Raw genomic sequence first — 13,804 nt, forward strand, 5'->3', positions numbered from 1 at the left:
CTAAAAAATCTAATTGATAACAGATGGAAACTGATTTTAATTGAACAATCTCAAAAATTAAAAAATAAGGATGAGTGTGAGTCAGATATATCTATAGAGAAGTTAATTAAGCACTTAATGGATGTTTTTTTAGCTGTAAAAGAGAAAAAGAAAGATGGTAAAGATCTAGCTGATTATATGAGTAAAGTCATAAAATGGGTTTTAGAAAAAGATAGCTCAGTTCATAGAGAACACGCAGTTGAAAATTGGAATGAAATTATTAAAAGCGATAAATGTTGGGATGGACGTAGAGTAAAAACAACAAGTAAGATTGACTTGGATTGTGAAATAGAGATTTTACAAAGAGCTTTTAATCAACTAAAAGAGGAGATATCTAAAGAGGTTTTCAATAGAGAGATTTTATCCTTTGAAAGAGAGGTACTATACTTTATTGAAAATTTATATTCAATATATGATAATATAAAATTTAATGGAAAAAGATTTACTCATCTAGATATAAGTAGTTATATGTTCCAATATATAGATAGGGAAGAGATAAATCTTATAAAGGACGGGTATATAACAGACTACTTTAAAGATATATTTGACAGTGAATTTAAAACGGTATTTATAGATGAGTTCCAAGATACAAGTGTTCTTCAATGGAGAATTTTAAAAGGACTTATAAATAGTTGTGAAAACTTAATATGTGTTGGAGATGAAAAGCAAAGTATATATGGTTGGAGAGGGGGGGAGAAAACTCTTTTTGAAAACCTTTCAAGTATTATAGGAGTAAAAGAGGAGACTATGAGTGTTTCCTATAGAAGTTGTAAAAATATAGTTGATTTTACAAATAATGTATTTAATGGAGTGAGCGAAATATATGAAGAGGTTGTAGCATTGGAAGAAGGGAGTTATAAATGGGAATTTACTCCGGTAGATGGGAAAAGTGATGAGCTTGGATACTTTGAGGTTTTAACAAAAAAAGAATCCTTAGAGGACGAAACTGAGGTATTGGAAGAGGAAAATATGATAGAAACTATGGTGAATTCTATCGAGACTAACTTTGATGGTAACTATGGAGGAATAGGTATAATTGCAAGAAGTAATAAACAACTAAATGAAATAGCTATTGCTTTAAGCGATAGAAAAATACCATTTGTAATAGATTCCAATGACTCTATTATATACCATAGGGCAGTTAATCCAATTTTTAAAATTTTAAAATTTGTTGTAAATAAAGATATATTTTCACTGCTTGAGTTTTTAAGAAGTGATGTTATAAAAATAGGAAATGATGAGCTAAAAACTATTTTAAAAAACAGAGAAACGGTAGAGAAGTTGGAAGAGGTGCCGGAAGGTATTTCGAATGATCTTTTAGATGTTTTGAATAAAATTAAAAAAATAGTTAAGAATGGATTGGAGAATAAAAACTTTGTGCTAAATGTAATTGAGGAGTTTAATATTTCTCAAGTATTTTCTGGGAACTCAGATTTGAAAAATATGTTTCATTTTTTAGAGATGTCCAAGGAATACGGAGATATATTTGATTTTTATAACTCTTTAATAAATGAAAAAGATAATCCAAAATTTAAACAGGTATCTTTAGAGGAGAAAAAAGCTATAACTCTTTTAAGTATCCATAAATCTAAGGGATTAGAATTTGAAACGGTTTACTACTTTCATCAGGGGCAAAAAAAGGGACTAGAAAGTGGAATACAATTTCATATAGACTTTAAATCACCATTTAATGAAATAGAAAACTTTATATTTGTAGATAAAAAGTATGAAAAAGTATTACATTATCTGGGAGAAAGTTATAATTTTTTAAAAGAGTTAGAAGTAAAAAAAGAGCAAGAGGAGATAAATAATATCTACGTTGCACTTACAAGAGCCAAGAAGAATTTATTTTTAGTTATGGGTGAAAACGAAAATAAATATTTAAAAAATTCAATAGATGGACTATTTAGCACAAAATGTGGTAAAATTAGTAGAACTGAAAAAAATGAAAGTATGCAAAGAGTGAAAAGGATAGAATTGTTAGATTCTATAGATTTTATTGAAAAGCCTATAGAAGAATGTGAAGAGCCAAATCGAATTTTTTTAGTTGATTCAATAACAGAGGAAAAAAGAAGAATAGGTAATGCTATTCACTACTATTTAGAGTTTATAATAAACAACACTACATATGAACATATTGAAGCTAAAAATAGAACTTATTCAAAATATGCTTCTATAATAGGAGAAGAAAAATTAAAAAATATTCTTGAAGGGATTGAGTTTGAAAATTTCTTTATTAATAATCCCATTATTTTTTCAGAAGAGTGGGACTATATATATCCAGAGTATGAAATATATGATGAGGGTAAGCTAAAAAGAATAGATAGAATCATGATAAAAAAACCTACACCGACAAGTGATGGTAAAATTTTTGTAATTGACTATAAAACAGGAGGAATAAATCAAACTCAATTAGATGAGTATATCAAAATTGTAGAAAAACATCTATATAATTTGGGAGAGATAGATAATTATAAAGTGTCCGGTGAGTTTTTAGAAATTAAACTATAAAAATTAAACTAATCAGAGGGGATGAAATGAAAAGAACAGTTTTAACAGGATTATTTTTAATGAGTTTAGCATCATTTGGAGAAGAAATTGTAGTTTATGGACCAGAGTCAATGAAATGGATTGAAAGTTCAGCAGGTATGATTTTTAAAGAAAAAACTGGAGCAACAATCAAGTATGTGCCGATTGACGGAGTCATATCTAGAATGAAGTTGGAGAAAAAAAATCCAAAGGCAGATATTATTGTAGGATTGACAGATATAAACTATTTGGAAGCTAAAAAAGAGGGGCTTATAAAAAATTATAAACCAACCACTGCTGGGAATATTGTAAAAACTGATTTTATAATTGATAAGGAGTGGGCAGTTACACCTATTGATTATGGGATGCTTGCACTAAATTATAACTATAAAAAAATCGCCTCAGATTTGAAGACTTTTGAAGATTTAAAAAAGTATCCAAAAGAGCTGTTGGTTCAAGACCCGAGAAGCTTTACAGGAGAAGCATTTATGCTTTGGACCATCGCTGTTTACGGAGAGAATTGGTTAAAATTTTGGGAAAGTCTAAAACCAAGTATTTTGACAGTTTCTTCGGGATGGTCGGATTCTTTTGCTAAGTTTTCTGTAGGAGAGGGAGCTATTATGAGTGGGTATGCTTCTAGTTCAATCTATTTTTATCAAGATGGAAATGAAGATAAATATAAGAGTTATATTCCTGAAGAGGGGGGATATATATATTTAGAGGGTGCTGCTTTAGTTAATAAGAAAAACATAAAGAAAACAGCTGAAGAATTTTTAAACTTTGTTTTAGAACCAGAGTTTCAAAAACTTGCTCTTGAAAAAAACTATATGTTCCCTGTTATAAACTATGAATTGCCAGAAGATTATAAATATGTTCCAACAACAGATAAAATAGTTAAGCTAGATGCGGAATATGTGAATAAAAATATGGAGAATTGGAAAAGAGAGTTAATTGAGGTATTAAAAAAATAATGAAGAAAAATAAATCCTATAGCTATATATATCTTATTCTATGGGGAATCCCTCTAATATTTTTTATGAAAGATTTTTTTCATTTAAAAGAGATTAAGAGTTTGAATTTTTATGAAAACTTCGAACTTTTTAAAATATCTTTAGTTCAAGGTATTTTGTCTGTCATATTTTCAATAATAATCGCCATTATACCGGCTTATTATATGAGTTATAAAAAAAATGCACTGACAAAAATATTAGAGGGACTTATATTTATTCCATTTTTCTTTCCAACCATATCAACGGTAGTAGCTTTTACACTTATATTTAACTTGCCAATTCTTAAAGATTTTAATGTTTTATACACATTGAAGGCTATAATACTTGCAAATGTATTTTATAATAGTCCAATAATGATAAAGTATATGAGTGAAGGGATGAGAAATATACCTAAGAATATAATTGAAGCAGCTAAAATAGATGGATTAAATGAAGTTAATATCTTTTTTAAAATCAAACTTCCACTGATGTTTCCACAAGTTTTTAGAGGTATGTTTTTAGTTTTTATATATACTTTTGCTTCTTTTGGAATTGTTTTAGCGTTGGGAGGAATAAGGTACTCTAATTTAGAAGTTGAAATTGCAAATACTTTGTTAAAAGACGCAAACTTTTCAAAAGCTCTTGTACTAGGAGTTGTGCAATTTTTATTTTTGATAATATTGAACCTTACAGGCGATTTATACCCACCGTATGAGTTACAAAATGATTTTAGAGAAAAAAAAATCCCTATATTGATAACACTTTGGAGTATAGTGTATTTATTACTGGAGTTTTTGGTTGTTTTGATAGGGATATTTTATGGGTTTTACAACTATTACACGGGAAGTTTTTCTTTAGAAGGTTTTTATAGACTTTTTTCCAATGATTTTAATGCCTATTATCCAGTTTTACAAGGGATTCGAAATTCATTACTCTTAGCATCAATTACTCCAATATTTGTGATTATTTTTACATATTTATTACTTAAAAATTTTACTAAAGTAACAAGTGCTATTGTTTTTTCAACGATGGGATTTTCAAGTGCGTTTTTAGGTATTGCACTGATATATATAAATATACTTTATGATGTAAAATTATGGATTCTTTTGGTTATTGGATACTTTTTGGTAACGGTTCCAATAGCCTATTCATTTATGTATCAATATGTGAGAGAGTTTCCAAAAGATATATTAGATTTGGCAAAAATTGATACACTTTCACCTCTCAAGACGTTCTTATTGGTAGAGTGTCCTATTTTAAAAAATGTATTTTTAGGTACATATTTACAAGTTTTTGCAATAATTTTAGGAGAGTTCACAATCTCATATTCAATGCAACTTGGAAGAGACTTTCCAACTATAGCATTGGTAAACTATTCACTTTTTTCAGGTAAAAAATTTTTAGAAGGAGCGGCGTTGTCATCCGTAAATATAGTAATAGTAGTTATATTATTTTATTTATCAAATAAAATTACAGAAAAAGAATAAAAGGAGGGAAATAACTATGATAAATGCGATATGGTTAGGACTTATAGTAATTGGAATTACGATTTCGCTATTCACAGGGAATGTGCAAGCGGTAACGGATTCTGTTATATTATCATCAAAAACAGCAGTGGAGATAGCCATAGGTCTTATTGGAGTTATGGCCTTTTGGTTAGGACTAATGAAAGTTGCTGAAGAAGCTGGATTAGTAAAAAGTTTAGGAAGAGGGTTGAGACCTATAATGAAAAGATTATTTCCAGAGATTCCAGAAGATCACCCAGCAACGGGAAGTATTGTAGCCAATGTGGCAGCAAATTTCTTTGGATTAGGGAATGCAGCTACTCCATTAGGAATTAAAGCTATGCAGGAGTTACAAGAATTGAATGAGAGCAAAGAGGAAGCTTCTGATGCAATGGTATTGTTTCTAGCTATAAATACATCTTCAGTAACTTTGATATCATCAAGTGTAATAGCTTACAGGGCAGCAGCAAATTCAGTAAATGTGACAGAAATAATTGCGCCAACAATAATAGCAACAGCGATTTCAACAATAGTGGCGGTTGTTTCGTGTAAAATTTTACAAAAGCTACCTACATTTGAAAGGGAAATAATTAGAAAAACAGATGTTATTAGGGGAGGCGAGTAATGTTTACATTAGTAATGGAAAGAATATCTTTATATGCAATTCCTCTAATGATACTATTTATAGTTTCGTATGCATATTTTGTAAAAAAAGTGAAAGTTTATGAAGTATTTTGTGAAGGAGCAAAAGAAGGATTCTCTACGGCTATTAAAATTATTCCATTTCTGGTTGCTATGTTAGTAGCGATTGGAGTTTTTAGAAGTTCAGGAGCTATTGATGTAATAATAAAATATTTAAATCCAATTTTAAAATTCATAGGAATGCCTGGAGAAGTTTTACCTATGGCGATTATGAGACCTCTTTCAGGAGGAGGTTCAAGTGGAATTCTGAATGATCTTTTTATAACATATGGACCAGATTCTATGATTGGAAGAATGGCGTCGGTTATGATGGGATCAACAGAAACAACATTCTATGTTCTAGCAGTTTATTTTGGAGCTGTTAGTATCAGAAAAACAAGACATGCAGTTGTAGCTGGACTTTTAGCTGATATAGCTGGGATATTAGCAGCAGTATGGATTTGTAATTTAATGTTTGCTTAAGGTTGTGATGAATACGTGAGAAACTTAAAAGTGGGGGACACTATTGGATTGGTAGCTCCGGCAAGCAGTGTTGAGAAGGAAAAACTAAAAAGTGCCATTGTTAATTTAGAAAAAATGGGATTCAAGGTTAAGATTGGAAAAAGTGTGGAGAATATTTGGTATTCTTTTGCTGGAACAGATGAAGAGAGAGCAAAAGATATAATCAATTTTTTTCAAGATGCTGATGTTGATGCGATTATGTGTGTGAGAGGTGGTTATGGAGGGATAAGAATACTTTCTCTACTGGATTATGAAATTGTTAAAAATAATCCAAAACCTTTTATAGGGTACAGTGATATAACATCTTTACATATGGCATTTTTAAAAAAATGCAATTTAAAAGTTTTTCATGGTCCAATGGCTGTGAGTAACTTTTCTGAGAGTTATAGTATAGAAACTTTAGATAATTTTATAAAAGTTGTAAATAGTGATAAAAGTTATATAATAAAAAATTTTAATGAAGAAATATATTTTTATAACTCTTTAAAAGCAAGCGGGCAGTTAGTTGGTGGAAACTTAGCAGTGTTAATATCTAATTTGGGCACAGAGTTTGATTTAGAATATGAAAATAAGATTCTTTTTTTAGAGGATGTAGGAGAATCGACATATAAGATTGATAGAATGTTATGGAAGCTAAAAAACTTGGGTATTTTTGATAAAGTTGCAGGGATAGTACTTGGTGATTTTATGAACTGTGATAAATCAAGTAATGATGATATGTCTTTACAAGAGGTTTTTGATAGTCATTTTAAAAATTTGAATAAACCTATCTGCTATAATCTAAAATCAGGACACTGCACTCCAATGTTAACATTAGAATTTGGAGAGATTTTAGAAATAGATGGAGAAAAAAAGAAAATAGTAGTTAGAAAGTAAAAGAGGATGGAAACTAGTTCTATCCTCTTTTACTATATTTAATTAATTATTACTGTGACTTTTTAAAATAAAATGCTGATAAAATTAGGTTAGCACCACTAAATAATATGTACCATGCTATACATAAAGCTATGAACTCTTGGGAAAAAAACGGTAATGCCACTAAAAGTACACCAAATAAAGTATCAATAATACCAGAACCCAAACTGAAGTCAACTAAGCTAGGGAATATTTTTCTATTAAATAGAATATTCAAAATAATGAATATTCCTTTAAAAATCATGAATATACCAGCATATATAATTATATATATTTGGCTAGCGAATGGAGTGCTAAATAGTGACAAAGAGATTATAATTTCTAGAACGCCTATAAAAATGTATAGACCCCAGTGAAAATTAGCTACCTTTCTAAACTGAAAACCCTTAGTAAAATTTTTAACACCACTAACTAAGAAAAAGGCTGCCAGTATATCAACTAAGTACACGGAAAAAATAGTAGGACTAAAAATTCCAAAAACTCCAACTATACTAAATAAGATTCCTGTTACTAAAAGATAAGTAAAAACTTTTTTGTTAAACTCTTGCATTGAAATCCCTCCTTAAAAATAAATCTATCTTTTTATATATGTTATTCTGTTAAAATGATAAATCTCCTTTAAAATTTTTTATTCTGAATAAAAATGCTTAAAATATTCATATAGTGATAAATTTTGAAATACGTATATATTAAAAAAATAGGTTATATATTATTTATATATTTGAAATCATAATTTTTGCGAAGTATACTTGTGCCAAGATAAAGTATAAAAATATAGTAGGAGGGATTTTATGTTTGAATATCAGTTTAATATGGCAGAAACTTTGGCAATAGCAGTTGTTTTATTGTTACTTGGAAAATGGGTTAAGAAAAAAATCTCATTTTTTGGAAAGTTTTTTATACCAGCCCCTGTAATAGGTGGAGTAATATTTTCAGTATTTACATTGATTGGTAGATTATCACAAACATTTACTTTCTCATTTGATGGAGGGTTAAAAGACCTTTTAATGATAGCCTTTTTTACAACAATTGGGTTTTTAGCGAGCTTAAAATTATTAAAAAGAGGTGGTATTCAAGTATTTGTATTTTTATGCGTGGCAAGTTTATTGGTAGTAATTCAAAACATTGTAGGGGTAACATTAGCAAAGTTTTTTGGTTTAAATCCTTTGTTAGGTATAGCTGCAGGGTCAGTACCGTTGACTGGTGGACATGGGACTTCGGGAGCTTTTGGACCAGCCCTTGAGGCAGCAGGAGCGACTGGAGCAATGTCAGTTGCTATAGCTTCAGCTACATTTGGATTAGTAGCAGGGTGTATGATAGGTGGACCAGTTGCAAAACGATTGATGCAGCAATATGGATTAGTTGGACATAAAGAGGAAGATTTTTTAATTCCAGAAGAGGGAACAAAAGAGGTTGTGAAAGAACAAATTACAGAGGAAAATTTATTTCATGCAATTGTGTATATAGTTATTTCAATGGGGATCGGAGGATTACTGGTACCTCTATCTAAAAAAATAGGAATAATTTTACCAGCATACATTGGTCCAATGTTAGTAGCCGCTATTATAAGAAATCTTATCGATAATAAAGAGGGAGAGTTACCTCTACATACAATTAATGTGGTTGGAAATATTTCATTACAATTATTCTTAGCAATGGCTTTAATGTCAATGAGATTGTGGGACTTAGCTGCATTGGCAATTCCATTGATAGTAATTCTTTTAGTTCAAACAGCAGTAATGGCATTATATGCGTATTTTGTAACATTTAGGGTTATGGGAAAAGATTATGATGCAGCTGTTATGGCATCTGGACATTGTGGTTTCGGAATGGGTGCAACACCAAATGCAATGGCTAATATGGAATCATTTACTATTGTAAATGGACCATCACCAACGGCATTTTTTGTACTACCTTTAGTAGGAGCACTATTTATTGATTTTACCAACGCTTCTTTGATAACAGTATTTATAAATGTTTTTGGGAAATAAAACTAAGAATTAAAAAGGAGGGGAAAGGTGAAAATTGGTATTTTTGATTCTGGAGTTGGGGGTCTAAGTGTATTGAAGAAAATAAAAGAAAAAATAGATTTTGCGGATGTAATTTATTACGGAGATAGTATGAACTCTCCTTATGGAAGTAAAACTATAAAAGAGATTCAAAACCTTTCTTTAAAGATAGGAGAATTTTTAATAGATAATCAAGTGGATATAATAGTTGTAGCCTGTAATACTGCAACAGCAGCATCTTTAGATATTTTGAAAGAAAGATTTACAAGTATACCAATAATAGGAGTAATTCAACCGGGAGCCGCTATGGCAATAAAACAAAGTAAAAATAAAAAAATTGGAGTATTGTCAACGCCGCTAACAGCTAAAAGTGGAATCTATGAAAAGATCATAAAAACTCTAAATCCAAAGTATGAAGTTTATCAAAAAGGTTGTGATCTTCTTTGTCCTATGATAGAGAGAGGATGGGAGAGTAGTGATAAAAATACAGCTCTTTTAAAAGCATATATAGATCAGTTACCAAATGATATTGATACTTTAATTTTAGGTTGTACACACTATCCGCTGATAAGGGAAGAGATTGAAAAGTTGGTTGATAAAAAAATAGTGGATCCCGCAGAAGAAACAGCTATGTACGTTCTATTTGAACTTAATAAACTAGCTCTGAAAAATGGAGTTAAAAAAAGTAGAAAACAAAAGATAAATATAGATTATTTTGTAACAGGAGATATAGAAAAATTTAAAAAAGTAGGTGAAAAATTTTTGGGAGAAGAACTTTCAAATATTTATCAACCTTTAGTAGGTTAAAGTGGTTGAAAGAGTAACAATATTTTTATATTGTTACTTTTTTTTATCCAAAAAAAAGAAATAGAGAGAGTTTTTTGTAGAATAAGATAAGAGATATGGGGTAAAAGGAGGAAAGAAATGAATAATTTAATAGACGAAAAATTAGAAACAATTTATAAAATACAACCCTATCTAGTTTATATAGACAGTATATTTTATATTTCAGGGTCTGTAATCCCCATTGATGAATTTAAAAAATATGTGGATAATATAAACTATATAAAAAACCACTCTGATGCCATGGAGATTTATAAAAATTATACTAAAAATAGTCTACATCTTTTTTTTGATAGATATATATCTATTTTTTCAGCTAAGGATATAAAAAACTATATTAATGAAATTTTTAAAGATAAATTGATTATTAATCGTTCAGATTTGATAGAAGGATTAGAAAATTATAATATTTTAGATGAAAATTTTATAGATTATTACATAAATAAATCTATTTATTTTGAGCAGATATCAGATAGAATAAAAAAGAATTTTTTAATAGATGATTTTGAATAATAAATTACAAAAAATGAACAAATAACTTGAAATTAGTTTAAAAGTGTGGTATATTATAGACAAATACGGGGGTATTAGATTTTAAAAAAAGGTAACTTCAATGATAAGCATTGAAAGTTACCTTTTTAGTTTATTTAAAAAGTATTTTTGTATAAAATTTCATCAGGTAGCATATCTTTATCAAGTTCAATTTCTAAGTATACTGGAAGCGTCTTTCCTGATTCTGTTTGAGTGTATTTTGCCATTTCAGAAGCTAATAATTCTAGTTTGGCTTTATCTAACTTATCATATTCGTTTTTTGTGGCGTCGCCTTTCAATTCTACTTTTAACTTTATTTTATGATGATCTAGATCTACATCATATTCATGAATATTAATAGTCGTTTGTCCATCTGTTAAAGTAGGAAATTTGTTCATTAGTCCAGTTTCAATCATATCTTCTTTAGAGTTAGCAAAAGCTGTAAGCGATAATAAAACAGTTAAACCTAAAAGTAATTTTTTCATGTGTGACCTCCTAATATTTTTAAACTTTTAATGCTACTGCAGTACTACACTATTATTCTTAGAAATTTTTTATTTCCTTTTTTATTTTGATTTTGCTTGAAATAAAAAAACTCCTTTTGGGGAAAAGGAGTTTTCTATTAACACGGGGGAGTGTTAAAAAATAAAAAAGATTAAAATAGATTTTTGGGGGTACATAGATCTATCTAATCAAATTAGGTTTCACAAGTATAGTACTATAAATGTATATGAATGTCAAATATGTTTTTAAATAGTAGATAAAAATAAGAATAATGTATAAAAAAGTCTAGAACAATTAAAAAACAAACAAAAAATAAAAAGGGAATAGTTTGACCATTCCCTAAGCTACTTTTACGGACGATATAATAAAACTTTTGAACTCTTTCGACATTCAATCTAATATTTTGGTCTAAGTTAGAGCTTTCTAAAAGAAAATAGAGGTGCTTATTCTCTTCTATTAGGGTAAGTTGAAAATCATCACGTAAAAGTGAAAAAATATCATCTTCTAGTTCTGCAATGCTGTATTCAAAATCTTCCATTAAAAGATATAAAGTGTCAGCAAAACTTTGTGCTTCTTTCATGAGTTCCTCCATTTATTTTAAATTTATTCATTTAAATAGTGTAAAAGATATATACCAAAACGATCTAGTTTGTAGCAATTTTCTTTTGAAGAATGTCTTGAAATCAGTTCTTCTCTCAAGAGAATCTCATAGTTCATATGATAATAGGTATTTTGAATTGGTAATAGGATATCTATAGTTTCAACTTGTGATATAGAGCTTTGTAATAATTTAAAGTTATTTTCGATATCATTTTTCTGTGTCTTATAACATTCTTTAAGCACTTCATAGCACTTTTCTGGTAGTCTTTCTTTTAGATAGAAAAAATATTCTCTATAATACATACTAAAACCTCCACGATAGATTTATATAGTTATATACATAAAATATCCTCTAAATCCTTTTTATCTTTTTCAGAGAAGAAAAAATTAAAGGACAACTTGTTCTAAATTTTTAGAGTTTAAAAAATCATATGGAAAAATAATAGGACCTTTGTCAGAATCAAGATCTAATTGATAACCTAAATCTTGAGCAGTTTTTGAAAATAAAAACCAGACAAATTTTGAGCAATAAAAGTCTGTATCATTGTTCTTGAAAAAAGACACTCTATATTTACCATGACCATATTTCTCAACATTTTTTAAAAAAGCTTCTTTAAATTGTTGATTAAAATGTGGATATCTTAAAACGATAACTTTTCGATTAGGCTCATTGAGCCAAGCGTTGACACTGACGGTATAGTACTCACTTCCAGGCATAGGAAAATCTCCAATGTGAGTGTCACTAATCATGACGGAGCTATGTCCAAGCCAAGACATAGGATCAGTAATAAGCTTATCTTTAATAATGATATCACCTGTTTGAAGTTTATAAGAATTATGGATGGCAATTTGAGTTGGTTCCCATCTATAAGAATTATTAGAACATCCGATAATCATAAATAATAAAAAAATTAAAAACAATACATTTTTAATAAATCTACATTTCAATTCGTACACCTCCTCATATTTATACTAATACCATAAAAAATGTAAAAAAGTAAATATAAAAAAAGAAAATTTAAAAATAACAGTAAAAAAGATTGTATAAAAAGTAACAAAAAGATAAAGGAGAAAAAATAGGAGGGATAAAAATGGAAGAACTTAAAGTTTTAATTCTTAACAATGTAACACTTAATATTATTGCATCAATTATCATATTATTAGTAGGTTTAGCTTTTGCATCAATCGTTGTAAGTAAATTGGAACATCTTTTAAATAAAACAAAATTGTTTTCTAACTTAGAACATGAAATTACTGGAAAAGAAGGTGGAGCAAGCACATCTGCAATAAAAATACTTCTTAAATTCATATATTATATTTTTATAATTTTTATAATAGGTATAATAATGGAAAAACTGGGCTTTAGTAGATTAGTAAACCCTATACTGAATCTTTTAGATCCAATATTCTCATACATTCCAAATGTTTTAGGAGGGATAATTCTTTTAATAATTGCGATAGTTTTAGCAAAGCTTTCTCAAAAATTTTCAGAAATATTTTTCAGAAAAATAAAAGTAGATGAAAAATTTCATACTGAAAAAAACGGAATATCTCTATCGAGAGTTTTTAGTGAAATTATTTCGCTTGTAGTATTTATATTGATTTTACCTGGTGTTTTAGCAGCATTAAAACTAGATAAAATATTGATTCCAATTACAGATATGTTGACTAAATTTTTAAATTATATTCCAAGTTTAATTGCTGCAGCTCTAATTTTAATTGTGGGTTGGTTTATAGCTTATAAATTGAGAGATATAATAAGAGGAGTTTTAGATTCTTTCAAACTTGATGAAAAATTGAGTGTAGATGGAAAAGTACTATTTGAAGGAAAGCTTTCAAGTGTAATAGCCAATATAATCTATGTATTGGTGCTTATACCGGTATTCTCTGCATCTTTAAATTATTTAGGTTTGGATATAATTATATATCCTGTAATAAGTATGCTGAATATTTTATTTAGCTATATTCCAAATTTAGTTGGAGTAGCATTGATTTTAGTTATTTCATTGTACTTTGGAAGGATTATAGAAAATATAATAGCTAACTTATTAATAGGCTTGAAATTCGATTTGTACCTTGAAAAAGCTGGATTAAAAACTACTGAAAATAACTATGCTAAACTAGTTGGTAAATTTTC

Annotated in this window: 15 protein-coding genes; 10 read left to right on the top strand and 5 right to left on the bottom strand. The window is 28.7% G+C overall.

All coding sequences use genetic code 11. The features are described 5' to 3' along the window. The 6 genes from ACWI69_RS10470 to ACWI69_RS10495 all read left to right on the top strand — a co-directional run. Nucleotides 1–2,550: UvrD-helicase domain-containing protein (locus tag ACWI69_RS10470; protein WP_448821783.1), on the top strand; the 2,550-nt coding region annotated here is incomplete at its 5' end. A 26-nt stretch (nt 2,551–2,576) separates the two neighbouring features. Beyond that, the gene (locus tag ACWI69_RS10475; RefSeq protein WP_448821784.1) at nt 2,577–3,539 is read left to right on the top strand and encodes a thiamine ABC transporter substrate-binding protein; all 963 of its coding nucleotides are present in this window, start codon (nt 2,577–2,579) and stop codon (nt 3,537–3,539) included. Nucleotides 3,540–3,604: 65 nt separating this feature from the next. After that, a complete protein-coding gene (locus tag ACWI69_RS10480) occupies nt 3,605–5,044 on the top strand; it encodes an ABC transporter permease (RefSeq protein WP_448821785.1) in 1,440 nt (479 codons plus the stop codon). Between the two features lie 16 nt (nt 5,045–5,060). Further along, nucleotides 5,061–5,687 (top strand): nucleoside recognition domain-containing protein, encoded by a 627-nt coding sequence (locus ACWI69_RS10485; protein WP_448821786.1) that lies wholly within the window; start codon nt 5,061–5,063, stop codon nt 5,685–5,687. Further along, a complete protein-coding gene (locus tag ACWI69_RS10490; protein ID WP_448821787.1) occupies nt 5,687–6,226 on the top strand; it encodes a spore maturation protein in 540 nt (179 codons plus the stop codon). The genes ACWI69_RS10485 and ACWI69_RS10490 overlap by 1 nt, the downstream gene beginning before the upstream one ends. A 15-nt stretch (nt 6,227–6,241) precedes the next feature. Next, a complete protein-coding gene (locus ACWI69_RS10495; RefSeq protein ID WP_448821788.1) occupies nt 6,242–7,141 on the top strand; it encodes a S66 peptidase family protein in 900 nt (299 codons plus the stop codon). Nucleotides 7,142–7,190: 49 nt separating this feature from the next. Here ACWI69_RS10495 and ACWI69_RS10500 read toward each other — a convergent pair whose 3' ends face one another. Further along, on the bottom strand, nt 7,191–7,730 hold the full coding sequence (locus tag ACWI69_RS10500) for an HdeD family acid-resistance protein (protein ID WP_448821789.1): 540 nt from the start codon (nt 7,728–7,730) through the stop codon (nt 7,191–7,193). Nucleotides 7,731–7,971: 241 nt separating this feature from the next. Here ACWI69_RS10500 and gltS point away from each other — a divergent pair, with 241 nt between their 5' ends. The 3 genes from gltS to ACWI69_RS10515 all read left to right on the top strand — a co-directional run bounded on the left by gltS (nt 7,972) and on the right by ACWI69_RS10515 (nt 10,545). Continuing rightward, nucleotides 7,972–9,171, top strand: a complete 1,200-nt coding sequence (gene gltS, locus ACWI69_RS10505; RefSeq protein ID WP_448821790.1) for a sodium/glutamate symporter — start codon at nt 7,972–7,974, stop codon at nt 9,169–9,171. A gap of 27 nt (nt 9,172–9,198) precedes the next feature. Further along, nucleotides 9,199–9,996: a glutamate racemase gene (gene murI, locus ACWI69_RS10510; RefSeq protein ID WP_448821791.1), complete on the top strand. Its 798-nt coding sequence runs from the start codon at nt 9,199–9,201 to the stop codon at nt 9,994–9,996. 117 nt (nt 9,997–10,113) lie between these two features. Further along, nucleotides 10,114–10,545 (top strand): hypothetical protein, encoded by a 432-nt coding sequence (locus tag ACWI69_RS10515; RefSeq protein ID WP_448821792.1) that lies wholly within the window; start codon nt 10,114–10,116, stop codon nt 10,543–10,545. Between the two features lie 134 nt (nt 10,546–10,679). Here the strand turns inward: ACWI69_RS10515 and ACWI69_RS10520 are convergent, their stop codons facing one another. From ACWI69_RS10520 to ACWI69_RS10535, 4 genes are all read right to left on the bottom strand, one after another. Further along, nucleotides 10,680–11,048 (bottom strand): hypothetical protein, encoded by a 369-nt coding sequence (locus ACWI69_RS10520; RefSeq protein WP_448821793.1) that lies wholly within the window; start codon nt 11,046–11,048, stop codon nt 10,680–10,682. 233 nt (nt 11,049–11,281) lie between these two features. Further along, nucleotides 11,282–11,647: a hypothetical protein gene (locus ACWI69_RS10525; RefSeq protein ID WP_448821794.1), complete on the bottom strand. Its 366-nt coding sequence runs from the start codon at nt 11,645–11,647 to the stop codon at nt 11,282–11,284. Between the two features lie 23 nt (nt 11,648–11,670). Next, nucleotides 11,671–11,970 carry a hypothetical protein gene (locus ACWI69_RS10530; protein ID WP_448821795.1) on the bottom strand — a complete coding sequence of 100 codons (300 nt, stop codon included), beginning with the start codon at nt 11,968–11,970 and terminating at the stop codon, nt 11,671–11,673. Between the two features lie 84 nt (nt 11,971–12,054). Continuing rightward, on the bottom strand, nt 12,055–12,564 hold the full coding sequence (locus ACWI69_RS10535; RefSeq protein ID WP_448821796.1) for a YiiX/YebB-like N1pC/P60 family cysteine hydrolase: 510 nt from the start codon (nt 12,562–12,564) through the stop codon (nt 12,055–12,057). 194 nt (nt 12,565–12,758) lie between these two features. Between ACWI69_RS10535 and ACWI69_RS10540 the strand changes: the two genes are divergently transcribed. Further along, a partial coding sequence (locus tag ACWI69_RS10540) for a mechanosensitive ion channel (protein ID WP_448821797.1) occupies nt 12,759–13,804 on the top strand: 1,046 nt, incomplete at its 3' end.

The organism is Cetobacterium sp. (genome assembly GCF_977044495.1).